We start from the raw sequence: 18,559 nt of genomic DNA, 5'->3' as shown, positions 1-18,559 counted from the left end.
GGGATCCGATCCTTCGGCCAGGGGTCTTCGCCGCAGCGTAACCCAGGACGATCTTCGCACAACCTGCTCAACCCTCGGTGAGAGGCCGGGCGCGCCGCAAACGGCTGGTAAGCGACCGCCGCGTCGCGTTGCCAGCGCGCCCGCGCCGGAGCACCGTGGAGGGGCGCCGTGGAGGGGCGCCACGCAACCGAAGGAGCCGCGCCATGCCCGTGTCCAGCCGGGAGATCCTGCTCGTCGCCCGTCCCGTGGGCGAGCCGACGCCCGCCGACTTCTCGCTGGTCGAGACCAAGCTGCCCGATCCCGGCCACGGTCAGATCCTGGTGCGCAACGACTGGATGTCGGTCGATCCGTACATGCGCGGCCGGATGGACGACGTGCCCTCCTACGTGCCGCCGTTCCAGCTCGGCCAGCCGATGGAGGGCGGCGCGGTCGGCACCGTCGTGCGCTCGGAGGCGGCCAACGTGCCGGTCGGCGCGACCGTCCTGCACGGGTACGGCTGGCGCAGCCACGCCCTGCTCGACGCCGGGGCCGCCCGCGTCCTCGACACCAGCCTCGCGCCGCCGCAGGCCTACCTGGGCGTGCTCGGCATGACCGGACTGACGGCCTATGCCGGGCTCACCCAGGTCGCCCCGGTGCATGACGGTGACGTGGTGTTCGTCTCCGGCGCCGCGGGCGCTGTCGGCTCGCTGGCCGGCCAGATCGCCCGCCGCCTGGGCGCCTCGCGCGTCGTCGGCTCGGCTGGCGGGCCGGAGAAGGCCAAGAAGCTGCTGAACGAGTTCGGCTACGACGCGGCGATCGACTACCGCGCGGGCGACCTGCCCGGGCAACTGCGCGCCGCCGCGCCGGAGGGCATCGACGTCTACTTCGACAACGTCGGCGGCGACCACCTCCAGGCCGCGCTCTCGGCCCTGCGGGTGCACGGCCGGGTCGCGTTGTGCGGGGCGATCTCCGTCTACAACGCCACCGAGCCGGTGCCCGGGCCGAACAACCTCGGCCTGGCCGTCGGCAAGCGGCTCACGCTGCGCGGCTTCCTGGTCGGCGACTTCCGCCACCTGGCCGGCGAATACGCCCAGCGGGCCGCCGGCTGGAACCTGCACGCCGAGGAGACCGTGGTCCACGGCCTCGACCACGCGGTGGACGCCTTCCTCGGCATGTTGCGCGGGGCCAACACCGGCAAGATGCTCGTCCGCCTGGGCGGGTGAGCGGCCGGGCCTAGTCCACGAGCCAGCGCCCGTCGCGCATCAGCACGCGGCCGGCCAGCTCGTTGACCTCCCGCCAGGCCTGGATCGTCTCGGGCCGGACGCGGAAGTAGGTGTAGGGGCTGCTCAGCTCGCGGGGGTCGAACCCGGTCTTGACCGCGAACGCGTCCCCCTCCTCGGCGGAGATCTCGGTGGCCGGGAAGGCCTCGGCCACGCCCTCGACCAGGATCACGTCCCGCGTCAGGCCGAGGCCGATCCGGACCTTCCCGCCCGCCAGCAGGTTGCGCGAGGTCGGCGCGGCGGCCGCCGTCGAGATCAGCAGCTCGCGGCCGTCCCACAGGAACGACAGCGGCACCAGGTACGGCTCGCCGCCCTCCGCTCCGGCCGTCGCGATCCACGCGTCCACGTCGTGCTCCAGCCGGTGCAGCGTGTCGGCCTTGCGCCGGGCGGCGCTGCGGGCGGGGGGAAGGCTCATGCGGGGCTCCTCGGCGGGACGGATGGACGCGTTACGCGGCGATGCTACTCAGCCCCGCGCGGTGGCCGTGACCTGGTCCCCCGCGCCGCGGCGCTCGGCCAGGACCCGGCTGAGGTGCAGCAGGCTGAAGGCGAACATCAGCACGCCCAGCGGCACGTGCACGACGGTGACGTGCGCGAGACCCAGCGCCACCTGCGCCAGCGTGAAGGCCAGGAACACGGCGGCGAACCGGATCGGCTTCGGCGAGCCGCCGCCCGGCCGCCAAGCCAGGACCGCGGTGACCAGGTGCACCACGGCGATCACGAAGACGGTGTAGGACGCGCCGCTGTGCCAGTAGTGCCCGTAGGACGTGGACAACATCAGCCCGGCGGTGACCGGCGCCGCGAACAGCGCGACGGTCTGCAGGATGATCACAATGCGCAAGAACACGGGGGCTCCTCATGCGGTCGGGTGCTTCATCCCCTTTGACGACGCAGCGCCCGGAATCGTGATGTCACGCGGCTCCCTCTAGAGTGTCGGGGCAACCGCACCGAGGGGGAGAGCACGATGGAACTGGGCACCGAGCGGCTGATCCTGCGCCGCTGGCGGGAGAGCGACCTCGACGCGCTGGCCGCGATCGACGCCGACCCCGAGGTGATGCGGTTCATCGGCGACGGCTCGGTCCGCACCCGCGAGCAGACCGCGGAGACCATCGCGCGCATGGAGCAGGGCTGGGACGAACGCGGCTTCGGCCTGTTCGCCGTCGAGCACCGCGACAGCGGGGAACTGGCCGGGTGGACCGGCCTGTCCGTCCCGCTCTTCCTGCCGGAGATCCTGCCCGCGGTCGAGATCGGCTGGCGCTTCGGGCGCGCGTTCTGGGGTCAGGGCCTGGCCACCGAGGCCGCGCGTGCGGCGTTGCGCTTCGGCTTCACCGAGGCGGGGCTGGACCGCGTGGTCAGCATCTGCCACGTCGACAACCACGCCTCGGCCCGCATCATGACCAAGCTCGGGATGCGCGAGGACCGCGTCACCGTCGTCCCGGCCTACGACATCCGGGCCCGCGTCTTCGCGGTCACCCGGCCCGACTACCTGGCCGGTACGGCGCAGCCGATCCAGAGCGACACAGCCGGCCGGTGAACGGTGGTCATGCTCGCCCGCCCGGCCGGTGAGCCGCGGTCGGGCCGTTCGCCGGGCCGGTGCACCGCGGTCAGGCCGGCTCGCTCGTCCACGACCGCAACTTCTCCGGGTTGCGCACCGCCCAGAGCCGCGTGATGCGGTCGCCGGCCAGCTCGAAGGCCATGACCGCCACGGTCACCCCTTCCCGCCGCAGCACCAGCCCGGGCCGCCCGTTGACCACGCGCTCCAGCAGCTCCAGCCCCGGCGCCAGCTCGGTGAGCCCGACCGCGTAGCGGGCGATCCGCTCGCCGCCCTCGATCGGCTTGAGCACCGCGCTGACCACGCCGCCGCCGTCGGCGACCGCCAGGGCGCGGGGATCGAGCAGCCCGACCAGCGCCCCGATGTCCTTGGCCTCCCACGCCTGCTTGAACTCCCGCACGACCTCGGCCTGCCGGGCCACCGGCACCCCCGGCGCGTGCTCCTGCCGTACCCGGCGCCGCGCCGAGGAGGCCAGCCGGCGGCAGGCCTGCTCGCTCCGCCCGACGATCTCCCCGATCTCGGCGAAGGAGTAGCGGAACACGTCGTGCAGGACGAACGCCACCCGCTCTGCCGGGGTCATCGCCTCCAGCACGACGAGGAAGGCCATGGTGAGCGACTCGTCCAGCGTCACCGAGTCGGCCGGGTCCACCGCCGCGCCGCCCAGCCGCCCGCTCACCCACTCCGTGCCGTCCGGCAGCGGCTCGGGCACCCACTCGCCGACATACCGCTCCCGCCGTACTCGGGCCGAGCCCAGCACGTCGAGACAGATCCGCCCCGCCACCTTCGTCAGCCACGCGGCCGGCACCTGGATGGCCGCCTGCTCCTGCGGGGTCATGGCGTACCAGCGGGCGTAGGTCTCCTGCACCACGTCCTCGGCGTCGGCCAGCGACCCCAGCAGCCGGTAGGCCAGGTTCGTCAGATGCCGCCGCTCACCCGCGATCGCAGCCGGCTCAGGCGCCGTCGGTGCACCGGACGTCTCGGGTGGCCGCCCGCCGGTGGATCCGCTGGTCATGATCTCGGCAACTCCCTCTGTCGGCCGCGGCTGTCCCATGGGACGAGCCATCCTGCCGAACTGTGACAACGCCCCCGAACGCGGGGGTGCCACGCGCACAGCGAAAAGCCCCAGCCTCGGGGGTCCAATCCCGATGCTGGGGCTTGCCGTGGACGATACTGGGATTGAACCAGTGACCTCTTCCGTGTCAGGGAAGCGCTCTCCCGCTGAGCTAATCGTCCCAACGTCACCGGAGACCAGAGGTCTCACCTGACGCAGAGCGGAAGACGGGATTCGAACCCGCGACCCTCACCTTGGCAAGGTGATGCTCTACCCCTGAGCCACTTCCGCGCGTTGCCGCAGTGAATACTTTACCCGACTCCGGAGGGTCCTCGTGTCCGCTCCTCGTGCCGGGGTCAGGTCCGGGGCTGGCGGGTCAGGGCGCGTTCGGTGGCCGGGAGGGACAGGAAGATCTCCAGGATCCGGGTGAGCCGGTGCACCTCGATCCGGTGGAAGGCCGGTCCCTCGGTGCGGGCCAGCAGGAGGGTGAGGGCCAGCGGCGGCAGCGGGGCGGTGACCGCGTGCAGGCCGCCGTCCAGGGTGGCGGCCACCGGCCGGGGCGGGACCTCGGCGGGGATGGGCACCTCGCGCGGGGCCCGCCAGCTCGAGTAGACGGCGCGGTCGGTGACGACGGCCGCCCAGTCGGCGCTGAACAGCACGGGCAGCGAGTCGATCAGGGTGGTCAGGCCGCGCTCGCCCGCCGTGGTGATGTACTTCAGGATCTCCAGCTCGGGATAGGTGCCCGGCGCCTCTCGGGTGGGCCAGACGCCGTCGACGCTCACCCCGTCGACGCTCTCCAGCGACTTGGCCAGCGACTCGCGGGAGGTGCCGTCCGGGCAGAAGACGGTGAGGTCGTCGATCGCGCGCCCGGCGCCGCGCTCCAGGACGGTGAGCTGCGTGATGTCTGCTCCGGCGCCGCCCAGGGCGCGGGCCACGTGCCCGAGCGAGCCTGGCCGGTCGGGGAGGGTGAGCCGCAGTCGTAGAAGCATCACGACCAAGAGTAGCCGCGAATAACGCTCACGACCGGAGCTGCGCTACAACTGTGGGAGTGAAGATTGGGCCGATTGAGGTGTGGCCGCCGGTGGTGCTGGCGCCGATGGCGGGCATCACGAACGCGGCGTTCCGGGTGATCTGCCGCGAGCAGGGCGCCGGGCTCTACGTGTGCGAGATGATCACCACCCGCGCGCTGGTGGAGCGGAACCCGAAGACGATGCGGATGATCCGGTTCCGGCCGGAGGAGTCGCCGCGCAGCATCCAGCTCTACGGCGTCGACCCGGACACGGTCGGCCGCGCGGTGCGCATGATCGTCGAGGAGGACCTCGCCGACCACGTCGACCTCAACTTCGGCTGCCCGGTGCCCAAGGTGACGCGGCGCGGGGGCGGGTCCGCCCTGCCGTACAAGAGGAATTTGCTGCGCCGGATCCTGCGCAGCGCGGTGGCGAACGCCGGGCCGCTGCCGGTGACGATCAAGATGCGCACCGGCATCGACGAGGACCACCTGACCTACCTCGACGCCGGCCGGATCGCGCAGGAGGAGGGCGTGGCCGCGGTCGCGCTCCACGCCCGTACGGCGAGGCAGCACTACGGCGGCACCGCCGACTGGAGCCGCATCGCCCGGCTGAAGGAAGTGGTCACCGAGATCCCGGTGCTCGGCAACGGGGACATCTGGTGCGCCGACGACGCCCTGCGCATGGTGGCCGAGACCGGCTGCGACGGCGTGGTGGTGGGACGCGGCTGCCTCGGCCGGCCGTGGCTCTTCCGCGACCTGGAGAACGCCTTCAACGGCAGCGCCGAGCGGGCCCGGCCGACGCTCGGCGAGGTGGCCGAGGTGATGGTCCGGCACGCCGAGGCGCTGGTGTGGTCGCTGGGCGGCGAGCGCGCGGCGGTCGTGGACTTCCGCAAGCACGTGGGCTGGTACCTGAAGGGCTTCACCGTCGGGGGCGACCTGCGCCGGGAGCTGACCGCGGCGGAGTCGATCGAGCGGATGCGCGAGATCCTCGCCCGGGTCGACGGCGACCAGCCGTGGCCGCCGAACACCGACACCCCGCGCGGCAAGTCGGGGGAGCGGTCGAAGGTGCTGCTGCCCGAGGGCTGGCTGGACGACCAGGACGACGCCGTGGTGAGCGAGGAGTCGGACGTCTCGGGCGGCTGACCCCGCTCCCGCCCTTGCCGCCGCCCGCCGGCCGGGCGACAGTGCGACAGTGACCACAGAACCCCACCCGAGCGGCCCTGCACTCGACGGGCCGCTGGCGGACTTCCTGTTCGACCTGACCGGCTACCTGGTCCTGCGCCGCGCGGTGGAGCCCGGGCTGCTGGCCCGGCTGAACGCCGAGTTCGACGCCTTCCCCCGCCACCTGGCCCGCGGCGAGTGGCACCGCGGCGCGCAACGCCGCGACTACACCCCCGAGACCGGCTTCGAGCTCCACCAGGCGGTCGCCGCGGGCGAGCCGTTCGAGGAGCTGATCGACCACCCGAGCTGGCTCCCGCTGGTCACCAGGTTCGCCGGCGAGCAGGGCAGCTACGTCGAAGGCGTCTTCATCGACGAGTCGATCGCCTCCGCCCGAGGCCCAGGCGGCCGCCACCCGCTGCACTCCGGCGGCCACCGGGCGGCGCTGCGCAACCAGTACGGCTACGCGCACGGCGCCTTCCGCTGCGGCATGGTCAACATCATCCTGGCCCTGACCGACGTCGGCCCGGGCGACGGCCCGACGATGCTGGTCCCGGGCTCGCACAAGGCGAACCTGCCGCACCCGCTGGCGCACCTGCCCATGGAGGAGCTGCCCGGCGCGGAGCCGATGCACCTGCGGGCGGGTGACGCGCTGCTGTTCGTGGACGCGCTCCTGCACGGCGGCGCCACCCGGACCAACCCCGGCGAACGCCGCGTCGTCATCTACCGTTACGGCCCGGTGTGGGGCTCCAGCCGGTACGGCTACGCCTACGACGAGAAATGGCTGGCCGGGCTGACCGGCACCCGGCGGGCGATCCTGCGCCCGCTCGCGCCGATCCGCCCGGGCGACTAGAGCGACGATCAGAGCGAGGTGGGCCCGCCGCTGCGCCAGTACACGTTGTCCTCCCGCGACAGCAGCTCGGCGTCGATGAGGTAGCGCCGCAGCGCCGCGTAGTCGTCGTGGAAGGCCCGCAACGCCACGTTGACCTCCTTCTCCGGATACCGCACCCCGGGCTCGAAGACCTGGGAGATGTACCGGAGCACCACCATGCGCTTCTCGTGCTTCATCGGCATCTCGCGCAGCCGCCCGTCCACCAGGAAGGTCCGCAGCACGCGCTCCTCGCCGGTGAGCTTGACCGGCTCCGGCGCCACGCTCTTGAGCAGTTCCTTGAACCGCTCCGGCCGCGCCCGCCAGCTCCCGCCGGCGTCGCGCTCGGCGAGGCCGCCCCGTTCCAGCCGGGCGAGCGCGTCGGGGGAGGCGGCGTCCTGGCCGAGCACGAGCGCCGCCAGGGCGCGCAGCGTGTCCTCCTGGTAGAGCAGGCCGAGCACGCGGCGGATTTCTTCGTCGTTCACCCGCCCATTTTGGCAGGATGTGCCGAATGAAGCTCATCCTATTTTTAGCCGTCGCCACCGGCCTGGCCGCGCCGATCCCCAAGGGGTTCCTGCTGTACGAGAAGGCCGCGGCCCAGAAGGACGCCAACCCGGAGACGAGCTGGCAGGTGAGCGCCGCCAAGACCGCTCGCTTCACGGTGAACCCGTGCAACAAGCAGGCCCTCGGGCAGGCCGGCCGTACCGCGGCCAAGACGATCACCTACACCGCGGTCCCCGACTACGCCAAGTCGGAGCAGGTGATCCTGTACGCCTCCACGCAGGCCGCGCAGGAGAGCATGACCGCGTTGCGGACCGCCCTGACCACCTGCGCGGTGCGCAAGGACCACGGCTCGGCCTCCTACCGCTTCAAGGGCGTCCCGGCCGCGCTGGGTGACGAGGCTCTCCTGGTGCTCGGGCAGTTCTACCAGGGCCGCAAGCCGGCGATCGGCGGCGAGCGGGCGGTCGTGGCCCGCCGCGCCAACGCGATCGTGATCTACTCCCAGAGCGGCGAGTGGGGCCGTCCGGCCGGCACCGACTACGCCCGGCAGCAGAAGGACGCCAAGGCCATGCTCGCCAAGATCTGCGCCGTCGCGGCCTGCGACTGAGCGAATGTCCGGATCTTGCGACACTCCCATGACGTGACCGGGACGATGCCCGGCCGAGACTGAGATGTGGACGTGTGCCGGGGCGTCCATTGCCAGTCCGCTCCGGCACACGCGCCCTCCGGACCTCAGAGCCGGTTGAGCCCCTGCACGTGCAGCACGGCCCGGCCCTCCTCGTCGGAGGCGGCCAGATCGACCTCGGCGTCGAAGCCCCAGTCGCCGTGACCCTCCGGGTCGAGCACGACCTGGCGCACCTTCCACAGCCCGCTCTCCTCGGCGATGCGCAGCAGCCCCGGCCCGCGCGCGTCGGGACCGGTGCCGATCTCGTCGTGCTCGTCGTAGTAGGCGTCGAGCATCGCGGCCCAGTCGAGGTCGGGGTAGAGCTCCTCCAGCTCCTCCTGCCGGTCGTAGGCGGCCAGCTCCACCAGCCGGAACATCGCGTTGCGCACCAGGACGCGGAAGGCGCGCGGGTTGCCGGTGACCGGGCGGACCTTCGCCTCCAGCTCCTCCTGCCGCTCCAGCGCCTCGGCCGGGTTGGCCAGCTTCTCCCACTCGTCGATCAGCGAGGAGTCGACCTGCCGCACCAGCTCGCCCAGCCACTCGATGAGGTCGACCAGGTCGTCGGTCTTCAGGTGCTCGGGGATGGTGCGCGACAGCGTGCGGTAGGCGTCGGCCAGGTAACGCAGGACCGTGCCCTCCGAGCGCGGCAGCTCGTAGAAGGAGATGTACTCGGAGAAGGTCATCGCCCGCTCGTACATGTCGCGGATGACCGACTTGGGGCTGACGGTGTAGTCGGCCACCCACGGGTGCCCGCGCCGGTAGGTCTCGTAGGCGCCGAGCAGCAGCGTCTCCAGCGGCATCGGGTACATGACCTCCGCCAGCAGCTCCATGCGCTCGTCGTACTCGATGCCGTCGGCCTTCATCTGCGCCACGGCCTCGCCGCGCGCCTTCTTGAGCTGCGCCGACAGGATCTGCCGCGGGTCGTCCAGGATCGACTCGACGATGGAGACCATGTCGAGCGCGTAGGTGGGCGACTCGCGGTCGAGCAGCTCCATCGCCGCCAGCGCGAAGGTGGACAGCGCCTGGTTGAGCGCGAAGTCCTCCTGCAGGTCGATGGTGAGCCGCGCCCGCCGGCCCTGCTCGTCCGGCTCGGCGAGCTGCTCGACGATGCCGCCGGCCAGCAGCGAGCGGTAGATGGCGATGGCCTGGCTGATGTGCCGGCGCTGCCACTTGCGCTCTTCGTGGTTGTCGGTCAGCAGGTGCTTCATCGCCTGGAAGCAGTCGCCCGGCCGGTTGATCACCGCCAGCAGCATCGCGTTGCTGACCTTGAAGCGCGAGCCGAGCGGCTCTGGCTCGGCCTCCTGGAGCTTGGCGAAGGTCTCCTCGCTCCAGCCGACGAAGCCCTCCGGTGCCTTCTTGCGCGCGTAGCCGCGCCGCCGCTTGGGGTCGTCGCCGATCTTGGCGAGCGCGCGGTGGTTCTCGATGTCGTGCTCGGGCGCCTGGCAGGCGACGTAGCCGATGGTGTCGAACCCGGCCCGGCCGGCCCGGCCGGCGATCTGGTGGAACTCGCGCGCGCGCAGCCGGCGCACCTTGGTGCCGTCGTACTTCGACAGCGCGGTGAACAGCACCGTGCGGATCGGCACGTTGACGCCGACGCCGAGGGTGTCGGTGCCGCAGATGACCTTCAGCAGCCCGGCCTGCGCCAGCCGCTCGACCAGCCGGCGGTACTTCGGCAGCATGCCCGCGTGGTGCACGCCGATGCCGTGCCGTACCAGCCGGGACAGGGCCTGGCCGAACTTGGTGGTGAAGCGGAAGCGGCCGATCAGCGCGGCGATGGCCTCCTTCTCGGCCTTGCTGCACATGTTGATGGACATCAGCGACTGCGCCCGCTCCATCGCCGCGGCCTGGGTGAAGTGCACCACGTAGACCGGCGCCTGGCCGGTGGAGAGCATCTCCTCCAGCGACTCGTGCAGCGGCGTCATCCGGTAGGAGTAGACCAGCGGGACCGGCCGCTCGGCGTGCTTGACCACCGAGGTCGCGCGCCCGGTGCGCCGGGTCAGGTCGCGCTCGAACATCGCCACGTCGCCGAGCGTCGCCGACATCAGGACGAACTGCGCCTGCGGCAGCTCCAGGATCGGCACCTGCCATGCCCAGCCGCGGTCGGGCTCGGTGTAGAAGTGGAACTCGTCCATCACCACCTGCTGCACGTCGGCGCGGGCGCCGTCGCGCAGGGCCAGGTTGGCCAGGATCTCGGCGGTGCAGCAGATGATCGGGGCGCCGGCGTTGACGCTGGCGTCGCCGGTCATCATGCCGACGTTCTCGGTGCCGAAGATCGCGCACAGGTCGAAGAACTTCTCCGACACCAGGGCCTTGATCGGCGCGGTGTAGAAGGTGCGCTGGTCGCGGGTCAGGGCGGTGAAGTGCGCTCCCGCGGCCACCAGCGACTTGCCCGAGCCGGTGGGCGTGGCCAGGATCAGGTTGTTGCCGGAGACGACCTCGATCAGCGCCTCCTCCTGCGCTGGATAGAGCGTGAGGCCGCGCTCGGCGTTCCAGGCCGAGAAGGCCTCGAAGATGTCGTCGGGCCCGGCGTCGATGTCCTCGGGGAGGCGGTCGATGAGGAGGTTGTCCACCCGTCCATAATCTCATCGACTTGACCGGCCCCAGTAAGGCGACTGTTCGCATGCGCCTGATTACATACTGCTATGAGACTGATCGTGCTCGGGGTGCTCGCGCTGATGCTGGCCGGTTGCGTGGCCCCGTTCCGGCCGGCCAGGCCCGCGGCCGGCGGGGCGTCCGTGCCCCCGCCCAGCCCGAGCACCAGCCCGAGCACCAGCCCGAGCACCAGCCCCAGTGCCGGGTCGCCCTACCGCTTCACCGCCGGTTACGTCCGGCCCGGTAACCGCGACCTGGGGCCGGCGGCGGCGCTGATGAGCGGCCGCAACCTGGTGCAGGAGTGGGCGGCGGCGGCCAACGCCGGATTCGCGCCGCCGGTGGACGTGCCGATCGTGGCCAAGCAGTGCGACATGGTCAACGCCTTCTACGACCCGGAGGAGCGCTCGCTGACCATGTGCTACGAGATGGCCGCCTACCTCGGCAAGCTGTTCGCCCAGCCGGAGAAGGGCGAGGAGCCGCCCCCGGCCGAGGAGGTCGACGAGCGGGTCGTGGGCGCGCTCAACGGCATCTTCTTCCACGAGCTCGGGCACGGCCTGATCGACCTGTACGACCTGCCGACCACCGGCAAGGAGGAGGACGCGGTCGACCAGCTCTCGGCGCTCGTGCTCATCGGGGAGGCGGAGGAGAGCAAGGACTACACCGGCATCCTGGCCACCATCGGCGCCTGGGGGCGGATGGCCGAGAGCGAGGAGGGCGCGCTCGGCAAGGAGGACTACGCCGACGAGCACTCGCTCAGCGGGCAGCGGTACTACACGATGATGTGCTACCTCTACGGCTCCGACCACAACGCCTTCCTGCCGCTGGTGGCGGAGGGGGAGCTGCCGGTGGCGCGGGCTCAGCGGTGCGAGCAGGAGTACGCCAAGATGGCCGACTCGTGGGGGCGGCTGCTGGCGCCGCACATGCGCACCGACCCGCCCACCCCCACCGCCTCCCCGACCTCGTCCACGACCGGTCCGCCGACCGGGCTCCCCACCTCGACCCCGCCCGAGGACCCGGCGACGGTGCCCGCGCCGGAGCTCACGCCGACGAGCTGACCGGCAGCCGCTCGGCCGCGGGCGGCTCGGCCGGGCCCGCCGGCGGCTCGACCGCGGCGGACGGACGGCGGCCGGCGCGGGTGAGGAGCAGGCCGCCGACCAGCGCGGCCGTCCCGGCCACCGGCGCGATCCCGGGCGCGAACCCCGCCGCCGTCAGCGTGAGCAGCCCGCCACCGACCAGCACCGCCGCGCCGAGCGCCGCCGCCCATCCCAGCTCCCGAGCCGGTACGGCAGGCGGTTCCTCGAAGCGTGCGAACCCCCGCAGCAGCCACGCCATGACCACCGAGAGCAGCCCCAGCCACAGCGGCCACCCGGCCAGCCACCCGCCGCTGAACGGCTGCGGCGTCTCCACCCCGAACAGCACCACGACGACCCCGGTCACCGCGAACAGCGCGGGCATGTGCCAGAGGTACACCGTCATGATCCGCGGTCCGGCCCAGCCCATCAGCCGCTCGGTGGGCAGCCGCACGATCAGCGGCCGCAGCAGCACCGCCAGGCCGATCTGCCCGGCCGAGACGGCCAGCATGGCCAGCGTGGGCGGCGCCATGTTGGACATCTCGGCGCCCGGCAGCCCGATCATGCTGCCCGGGTAGGGTCCGAAGCCGACCAGCAGCGCGGCGGCGCCGTACCCGGCCAGCGCGAGCAGCCCGGTGCGGCGCAGCCGGCCGTCGACGTAGAAGAAGCCGAGCTGGTGCACGGCCAGCCAGACGAACACGATGTTGGCGTAGCCCAGCATCTCGGCACCGGTGCCGAAGCGCAGCACGTCGGTGGCGACCGCGCCCAGCCCCAGCACGGCCGGGACGCGCCAGCCGTACCGCGCGTGCAGTCTGAGCAGGTACGGCGTGGCCGTCACCGCGATCAGGTAGACGGCCAGGAACCACAGGAGCTGGCCGGTCAGCCGCGAGCCGGTCTCGAGCGGCTGCTCGGGCACGCCGAGCGCGCCGAGCACGTGCGGGAGCGGGATCCAGACCGCCGCCAGCGGCAGCAGCGGCCAGGCCAGCCGGCGCAGCCGCGAGCCGAGCCAGGCGGGGGAGTTGCCGCGGGCGCGGCGGAAGCTGATGGCGTTGGCCGCGCCGCCGGCGAAGAAGACCAGGGGCATCACCTGGCTGATCCAGGTGACCACCCAGACGCCGGGGGTGGCCAGCGCGTTGCCGGTGCTCAGCCGGGCGCCGTCGAAGCCCAGCACGGGGATGCTCCAGTGCTGGAGCACGACCAGGGCCATGCCGAAGACCCGCAGCAGGTCGATGAAAGGGTCCCGGGGGGTCTGTGGCCGGGCACGGCCGAGCAGGGCGGTTTGCGTCATGTGTCTAGCCTTGTGACTGAGCGACTCCGGCACACTGCCGCAGACCACCGTCTTCGGGTGGACATCCCCGCAGGGTGGAGGGTAGGGCAGGCCCTACCACGGCAGGCGGGTCCGCCGGGTCGATCCCGTCCCTCGCGGCCCGTAGCGTTGAGGCCATGCGTTCCAGGATCCGGCGCGTCGCCCTCGACACGCGCTACCAGATTGTCGGCTTCCCCACCGCCGTGCTCGGCTTCGCGTTGCTGCTCGTCGGCTTCGCCGCCGGCGTGGGCACGCTCGTGGTGTGGGTCGGCGTGCCCCTGCTGGCCGGCACGCTGATGCTGGCGCGCGGGCTGGCCGACGGCGAGCGCGCCTGGATGGCCGACGTGCTGCAGCGCCCGCTGGTGCGGCCCCGCTACCGCGCCGCGCCGGCCGACGCCGGCCGGGTGCGCCGCCTGGTGAACCCGATGACCAGCGGCCAGTCCTGGCTCGACCTGCTGCACGGCGTCCTGCTGCTGCCGTTCGCGATCATCTCCTTCGTGCTCACCCTGGTCGCGTGGGCGATTCCGGTCACGGCGCTCACCTATCCGATCCACGGCCTGGTCACCAGCCGCATCCCCGGCAACGCGGGGCTGGCCGAGGTGCTCCGGGTGGGGACGGGCTACGGGCCCAACCTGGTCATCAACCTCGGCATCGGCGTGCTCGGCCTGGTGATGCTGCCCTACCTCGTGCGCGGCGGCGCCCTGCTGCGCGCCGGGTACGGCCGGCTCCTGCTCACCCGGGTGGCCGAGCTCCAGGAGCGCATCGACGACCTGGCCGAGGGCCGCGCCGCCGCCGTATCGGCCGAGGCCGCGGCGCTGCGCAAGCTGGAGCGCGACATCCACGACGGGCCGCAGCAGCGCCTGGTCTCGCTGGCCATGGAGCTGTCGCGGGCGCAGCGCCAGCTCGCCAAGGACCCCGAGGCGGCCCAGGTCACCATCAAGGAGGCGATCAGCGCCACCCGCGAGACCCTCGACGAACTGCGGGCCCTGTCGCGCGGCATCGCCCCGCCCATCCTGTCCGACCGGGGCCTGGCCCCCGCGCTGGCCGCGCTCGCCGGCCGCTGCACCGTCCCGGTGGAGCTGGACATCCAGGTCGTCGGCCGCTTCCAGGCCGCCGTCGAGAACGCGATCTACTTCGTCGTCGCCGAGTCACTCACCAACATCGCCAAGCACAGCCGCGCCCAGCTCGCCACGATCACGCTGATGAAGACCGGTTCCTCGTTGCTGCTCACCATCGGCGATGATGGGGTCGGCGGCGCACACGTCGCCAAGGGACACGGCCTGCAGGGCCTCGCCGACCGGCTGCGCGCGGTCGACGGCGAGCTCGCGGTGGAATCGCCGGACGGCGGGCCGACGATGATCGTGGCGGAGGTTCCGTGCGGGTAGTGGTGGCCGACGACGCCGTTCTCATCCGGGAAGGCCTGGTCAGGCTTCTGGAGGAGTTCGGCAACGAGGTCGTGGCGACGGTCGGTGACGGCGACAGCCTGGTGGAGGCGGTCGTGGAGCACCGGCCGGACGTCTCGGTGGTGGACGTGCGGATGCCGCCGTCCTTCACCGACGAGGGCCTGCGGGCCGCGGTGGAGGTGCGCAGCCGCGTGCCGGGGGCGCCGGTGCTGATCCTGTCGCAGTACGTGGAGGTGTCCTACGCCGACGACCTGCTGGCCGATGCCCGCGGGGCGGTCGGCTACCTGCTGAAGGACCGCGTCATCGACGTGGAGGAGTTCCTGGAGGGGTTGCGCCGGGTGGCCTCGGGCGGCACGGTGTTCGACCCGCAGGTGGTCTCCCAGCTCATGGTCCGGCGCAGGAAGAACGATCCGCTGGCCTCGCTGACCCCGCGCGAGCGCGAGGTGCTGGGGCTGATGGCGGAGGGCAAGTCCAATCCGGCGATCGGCCGGGCGCTGGTGATCAGCGACGGCGCCGTGGAGAAGCACATCCGCAGCATCTTCGCCAAGCTCGACCTGCACGCCGAGGACTCCGACCAGCACCGCAGGGTGCTCGCCGTCCTCGCCTACCTCAGGAGCTGAGCGCTCCCGAGCGCCAGGGGGCGGCCAAGGGGGCGGGGGAGCGTCGCTCCCCCGCACGAACAGCCCGGGACCCTACCCCGGACCCCTGCCCTTCCCCCCGGAAAAACGGATCTAGCCGAGCGCCTCGACCAGCTTCTTGCGCTGCTGGGCGCCGAGGCCGCCGAGACGGCGCTTCTCGTCCACGCCCGCCTCTTCCATCAGGGCGGTCGCCTTGGCGGGACCGATGCCCTTGACCGCGCGAAGCGCCTGGGAGACCTTGATCTTCTTGGCGATGTCATCGTCACGCTCAAGGAGCTGGGCGAAGGTCAGCTCGCCCGACTTGACCTTGCCCAGCAGGGCCGTCCGCTCGGCGCGGGCCTGCGCGGCCTTCTCCAGAGCCGCCTTGCGCTGCTCGGGGGTCAGTGTGGGAAGTGCCATCGTGTATCTCTCCTCGGGGAGTTTCGTTCCGGGACTCTGTTACCCGTATTGCAACGGCTAATCATGGCGGATACCAGCGGGTCGTGTTACCAAAAGCGGTGCTCAGCGGGTTCGCCATACCAGAGCCGCCGCCTCGGCGCACGCGACGTCCTGCGCGACGCTCCCGCCGCTGACCCCGACGCCGCCCGCCACCCGTCCGTCCTCCTCCCGGCCGGCCCACAGCGGGACCCCGCCGCCGAAGCAGATGAAACGCTCGCCGGCCAGCCCGAACAGCTCACCTCCCGGCTTGGTCAACTCCGCCAAAACCGCTGTTGACGTGCGGTTCGCCACCGAGGTGTAGGCCTTGCCCGGCGCCAGCACCGGCCCGGCGATCTCGGCCCCGTCCATCCGCTGGAAGGCCACCAGGTGGCCGCCCGAATCGACCACGGCCACGCTGACCAGCGCGCCCTCCCGGGCGGCCTGCTTGACGGCCGCCTCGCACATGCGCAGGGCCAGTTCGAGGTCCACATGTCCTCCAGATCGGTCGGCAACGCCGCAATCCGTACCCTGCCGCCCGATCGGCGGCAAGAGCCGTCCTGACCTGGACTTTCACCCCTTTGTGCGGCTATACGGGGGCGGAGGCGGACGTGGTGTACATCACACCGTGCATCCGGGCGTGTCGCCACCTTTCCACCCCATTCGGGGTCAGAAAGGCATCGAACACCGATTCCATCGCGCCGAGAAGCGGCCCGCGCCAGCCGAGCGCGGAGGCGACCACCGGCGGGGGCGCGGGGCGTCGCATCTCCATCAGCGCCGCCACGTAGGCCTCCCGCAGCGCCTCGCCGAGCAGGTCCTCGCCGAAGCCGGAGAGGGTGACCAGGGCCGGGTCGTGCGCGTTCACCAGCGCCCCGGCGCCCTTGCCCAGGGCGCGGGCGACGGCGTGCAGCGCCTCGGCCGCCGCCCGGTCGCCGGAGCGGGCGCGTGCCAGCATCCGTCCCGCCTCCGCGCGCCCCTTCCCGCCCCCGTACGGCAGGCCGAGCCGGCGCAGCAGCGCGTTGGAGCCGACCTGCACCCCCCAGCACCCGCTCGTCCCGCACAGGCAGGGCTCGTCGTCGCCGGCCATCGGCATGTGCCCGAACTCGCCGGCGGTGCCGGAGGCGCCGGTCAGTGGCCGCCCACCGACCAGCAGCGAGCCGCCCAGGTCGAAGGCGATGTGCAGGTGCAGGCCCACCTCGACGCCGCGCATCTGGCCGCGCCTGGCCTCGGCGAGGGCGGCCAGGCGGGCGTCGTTGCCGAGGTGCAGGGGGACCGCGCCGAGCGAGAGCAGCTCGCCCACGGGGACGTCGCGCCAGCGCAGGTGCGCGATGTCCACCAGGGGGTCCTCGCCGGGTGCGGCCTGCCGTACCGGGCCGGCGACGGCGACGCCCACGCCGACGGTGCGCGGGCCGACCAGCGCGCGCAGGGCGGCGCCGATCGGCAGGAAGGCGCCTTCGGGGGTGCCGTCGTGCGGCCGGACCTCCAGGGTGGTCGCCCGCCCGCCGAGCTCGCAGACCGCGATCTCCCACTCGTCCTCGCGCAGGTCCACCGCCAGCGCCTGCGGCCCGCGCGGGTGCGGTCCCGGCACGAGGGTGGGCCGGCCTCGGGCGTGCTCGGCGGCCGGGGTCTCGGCCAGCAGCTCGCTCTCGATCAGCTCGCCGACCAGCACGGACGCGGTCCCGCGCGCCAGGTCGAGCTCGCGGGTGAGCTGGGCGCGGGTCCGGCTGCCCCCGCAGTCGTGCACGGCGCGAAGCACCCGGATCCGGTTAAGAGCTCGCAGATCGCCACTTACGGTGGGCATCATCCTCTGATTATGCTCTAGTCGTGAACAAAAGGCGCGCCCGCTGGGGCATGTTCGGCTACTTCTTCTTCCTCGGCGTCACCATCGGCCTGTGGGCCGCCGGGCTGCCCTCGTTGAACGACCGGCTGGATCTCGGCCCCGCGCGGCTGGGCACCGTCCTGCTGCTGGTCTCGGTGGGCGCGCTGGTCTCCATGCTGGCCGCCGGCCACCTGGTGGACCGCTGGTCGAGCCGGACGATGAGCCGGGTCGCCGGCCCGCTGTGCTCGCTGGCCCTGCTCGGCCCGGCGCTGGCGCCCGACTATCTCACCCTGGCCGTCGCCGCCGTGGTGTTCGGCCTCGGCATCGGCGTCGTCGAGGTGGCCATCAACACCCACTCCGTCGAGGTCGAGCGCCTGTACGGCAGGCCGATCATCTCCGCCTTCCATGGCACCTGGAGCCTGGGCGGCGCGGTCGGCGGCGGCATCACCTCCCTCGCGCTCACCGCGCGGCTCGACCCGCAGGCGCTGCTGGTCGGCGGGGCGCTGGTGACGCCGCTGCTCTACCTGGCGATGGGCGGCACCCTGCTGCCCCCGCCGGCGCGCGAGGCGAAGGGCGAGGAGGCCAAGGGCAGCGGCATCCGCTGGGGCCTGGTGCTGGTGCTGGGCGTGGCGGCCTTCGCCGGGCACCTGGCCGAGGGCGCGGCGATGGACTGGGCGGCCCTGCACACCCGCACGGTGCTCGGCGGCGACCCGGCGATCGCCCCGATGGCCTTCACCATCTTCTCGACCGCGATGACCGTCGTGCGCTTCCTGGGCGACCCGATCCGGGCCCGGCTGGGCAGCGTGGCCACGATCGGCCTGGCCGGGGTGGTGGCCACCGCCGGGTACGTCCTGGTGCTGCTGTCGCCGGTCTTCGGCGGCACGCCGCTGGCCTGGACCGGCTGGGGACTGGCCGGCGTGGGCCTGGCGACGGTGGTGCCGGTCATCTTCAGCGCCGTGGGCGCCTCGGGGGCGGCGGTGGGCAAGGCGTTGTCGCTGGTGACCGCCTTCGGCTACACCGGCCTGCTGCTCGGCCCGGCGGTGCTCGGGTTCGTGGCCGAGGAGACCTCGCTGCGGGTCTCGCTGTTCATCCCCGCCGCCTTCGCCGCGATCATCGCGATCACCGGGGTGCCGGCGGTGCGGGAGCTCACCCGCCGCTCGCGCGAGAGGGTGCCGGTGTAGCCCGGGAGCCGGGCCGCCCCCGGGCGGGACACTGTCGGCGGAGTACTACCCTGAGTCACGTGGCGTTATGTGACTGT

Annotated in this window: 19 protein-coding genes and 2 tRNA genes; 9 read left to right on the top strand and 12 right to left on the bottom strand. The window is 72.5% G+C overall.

Features of this window, described 5'->3' with window-relative positions; genetic code table 11:
- Positions 1-203 precede the first annotated feature (203 nt).
- The gene (locus tag AB0I67_RS26135; RefSeq protein WP_357928142.1) at positions 204-1,202 is read left to right on the top strand and encodes an NADP-dependent oxidoreductase; all 999 of its coding nucleotides are present in this window, start codon (positions 204-206) and stop codon (positions 1,200-1,202) included.
- A 10-nt stretch (positions 1,203-1,212) separates the two neighbouring features.
- Here the strand turns inward: AB0I67_RS26135 and AB0I67_RS26130 are convergent, their stop codons facing one another.
- Positions 1,213-1,674 carry a pyridoxamine 5'-phosphate oxidase family protein gene (locus AB0I67_RS26130; RefSeq protein ID WP_357928141.1) on the bottom strand — a complete coding sequence of 154 codons (462 nt, stop codon included), beginning with the start codon at positions 1,672-1,674 and terminating at the stop codon, positions 1,213-1,215.
- Between the two features lie 48 nt (positions 1,675-1,722).
- A complete protein-coding gene (locus AB0I67_RS26125) occupies positions 1,723-2,103 on the bottom strand; it encodes a hypothetical protein (RefSeq protein ID WP_357928139.1) in 381 nt (126 codons plus the stop codon).
- A 117-nt stretch (positions 2,104-2,220) separates the two neighbouring features.
- On the opposite strand from AB0I67_RS26125, the gene AB0I67_RS26120 reads away from it, so the two are divergent.
- Entirely contained in the window at positions 2,221-2,790 is a 570-nt protein-coding gene (locus AB0I67_RS26120; RefSeq protein WP_357928137.1) for a GNAT family N-acetyltransferase, read from the top strand.
- 70 nt (positions 2,791-2,860) lie between these two features.
- Here AB0I67_RS26120 and sigJ read toward each other — a convergent pair whose 3' ends face one another.
- The 4 genes from sigJ to AB0I67_RS26100 all read right to left on the bottom strand — a co-directional run bounded on the left by sigJ (position 2,861) and on the right by AB0I67_RS26100 (position 4,848).
- Positions 2,861-3,820, bottom strand: coding sequence for an RNA polymerase sigma factor SigJ (sigJ, locus tag AB0I67_RS26115; protein ID WP_357928136.1), 960 nt, complete (start codon positions 3,818-3,820; stop codon positions 2,861-2,863).
- Between the two features lie 149 nt (positions 3,821-3,969).
- Positions 3,970-4,041, bottom strand: a tRNA-Val gene (locus tag AB0I67_RS26110).
- Positions 4,042-4,078: 37 nt separating this feature from the next.
- Positions 4,079-4,150, bottom strand: a tRNA-Gly gene (locus AB0I67_RS26105).
- Between the two features lie 65 nt (positions 4,151-4,215).
- Positions 4,216-4,848 carry an ACT domain-containing protein gene (locus AB0I67_RS26100; protein WP_357928135.1) on the bottom strand — a complete coding sequence of 211 codons (633 nt, stop codon included), beginning with the start codon at positions 4,846-4,848 and terminating at the stop codon, positions 4,216-4,218.
- A gap of 59 nt (positions 4,849-4,907) precedes the next feature.
- Between AB0I67_RS26100 and dusB the strand changes: the two genes are divergently transcribed.
- Both dusB and AB0I67_RS26090 read left to right on the top strand, forming a co-directional pair.
- Positions 4,908-6,011: a tRNA dihydrouridine synthase DusB gene (gene dusB / locus AB0I67_RS26095; protein WP_357928133.1), complete on the top strand. Its 1,104-nt coding sequence runs from the start codon at positions 4,908-4,910 to the stop codon at positions 6,009-6,011.
- Positions 6,012-6,060: 49 nt separating this feature from the next.
- Positions 6,061-6,879 (top strand): phytanoyl-CoA dioxygenase family protein, encoded by an 819-nt coding sequence (locus AB0I67_RS26090; RefSeq protein ID WP_357928132.1) that lies wholly within the window; start codon positions 6,061-6,063, stop codon positions 6,877-6,879.
- An 8-nt stretch (positions 6,880-6,887) separates the two neighbouring features.
- On the opposite strand, the gene AB0I67_RS26085 is transcribed toward AB0I67_RS26090, so the two are convergent.
- Positions 6,888-7,379, bottom strand: a complete 492-nt coding sequence (locus AB0I67_RS26085; protein ID WP_357928130.1) for a DUF2087 domain-containing protein — start codon at positions 7,377-7,379, stop codon at positions 6,888-6,890.
- Between the two features lie 26 nt (positions 7,380-7,405).
- Here AB0I67_RS26085 and AB0I67_RS26080 point away from each other — a divergent pair, with 26 nt between their 5' ends.
- Positions 7,406-8,002: a hypothetical protein gene (locus AB0I67_RS26080; RefSeq protein WP_357928128.1), complete on the top strand. Its 597-nt coding sequence runs from the start codon at positions 7,406-7,408 to the stop codon at positions 8,000-8,002.
- Positions 8,003-8,127: 125 nt separating this feature from the next.
- Here AB0I67_RS26080 and AB0I67_RS26075 read toward each other — a convergent pair whose 3' ends face one another.
- Entirely contained in the window at positions 8,128-10,629 is a 2,502-nt protein-coding gene (locus AB0I67_RS26075; protein WP_357928127.1) for a DUF3516 domain-containing protein, read from the bottom strand.
- A 72-nt stretch (positions 10,630-10,701) separates the two neighbouring features.
- On the opposite strand from AB0I67_RS26075, the gene AB0I67_RS26070 reads away from it, so the two are divergent.
- The gene (locus tag AB0I67_RS26070) at positions 10,702-11,706 is read left to right on the top strand and encodes a DUF4344 domain-containing metallopeptidase (RefSeq protein WP_357928125.1); all 1,005 of its coding nucleotides are present in this window, start codon (positions 10,702-10,704) and stop codon (positions 11,704-11,706) included.
- Here the strand turns inward: AB0I67_RS26070 and AB0I67_RS26065 are convergent.
- Entirely contained in the window at positions 11,690-13,009 is a 1,320-nt protein-coding gene (locus AB0I67_RS26065; protein WP_357928124.1) for an acyltransferase, read from the bottom strand. The genes AB0I67_RS26070 and AB0I67_RS26065 overlap by 17 nt on opposite strands.
- Positions 13,010-13,164: 155 nt before the next feature.
- On the opposite strand from AB0I67_RS26065, the gene AB0I67_RS26060 reads away from it, so the two are divergent.
- Both AB0I67_RS26060 and AB0I67_RS26055 read left to right on the top strand, forming a co-directional pair.
- Positions 13,165-14,412: a sensor domain-containing protein gene (locus AB0I67_RS26060; protein WP_357928122.1), complete on the top strand. Its 1,248-nt coding sequence runs from the start codon at positions 13,165-13,167 to the stop codon at positions 14,410-14,412.
- Positions 14,403-15,050, top strand: a complete 648-nt coding sequence (locus AB0I67_RS26055; RefSeq protein ID WP_357928121.1) for a response regulator transcription factor — start codon at positions 14,403-14,405, stop codon at positions 15,048-15,050. Before AB0I67_RS26060 ends, AB0I67_RS26055 begins: the two co-directional genes overlap by 10 nt.
- 111 nt (positions 15,051-15,161) lie before the next feature.
- On the opposite strand, the gene mihF is transcribed toward AB0I67_RS26055, so the two are convergent.
- From mihF to AB0I67_RS26040, 3 genes are all read right to left on the bottom strand, one after another.
- Positions 15,162-15,467: an integration host factor, actinobacterial type gene (gene mihF / locus AB0I67_RS26050; protein WP_357928120.1), complete on the bottom strand. Its 306-nt coding sequence runs from the start codon at positions 15,465-15,467 to the stop codon at positions 15,162-15,164.
- A 102-nt stretch (positions 15,468-15,569) separates the two neighbouring features.
- Positions 15,570-15,974 carry a heme-binding protein gene (locus AB0I67_RS26045; protein ID WP_357928118.1) on the bottom strand — a complete coding sequence of 135 codons (405 nt, stop codon included), beginning with the start codon at positions 15,972-15,974 and terminating at the stop codon, positions 15,570-15,572.
- 97 nt (positions 15,975-16,071) lie between these two features.
- Complete coding sequence (locus AB0I67_RS26040; RefSeq protein ID WP_357928116.1) at positions 16,072-17,286, bottom strand: ROK family protein; 1,215 nt, start codon at positions 17,284-17,286, stop codon at positions 16,072-16,074.
- 20 nt (positions 17,287-17,306) lie between these two features.
- On the opposite strand from AB0I67_RS26040, the gene AB0I67_RS26035 reads away from it, so the two are divergent.
- A complete protein-coding gene (locus AB0I67_RS26035; protein WP_357928114.1) occupies positions 17,307-18,482 on the top strand; it encodes an MFS transporter in 1,176 nt (391 codons plus the stop codon).
- Positions 18,483-18,559: the final 77 nt, after the last annotated feature.

This window comes from Nonomuraea sp. NPDC050310, from assembly GCF_040655795.1.
Lineage (GTDB): Bacteria > Actinomycetota > Actinomycetes > Streptosporangiales > Streptosporangiaceae > Nonomuraea.
Note: the sequence above shows the minus strand (reverse complement) of the source record. Positions and strands in the feature narration are given on the sequence as shown.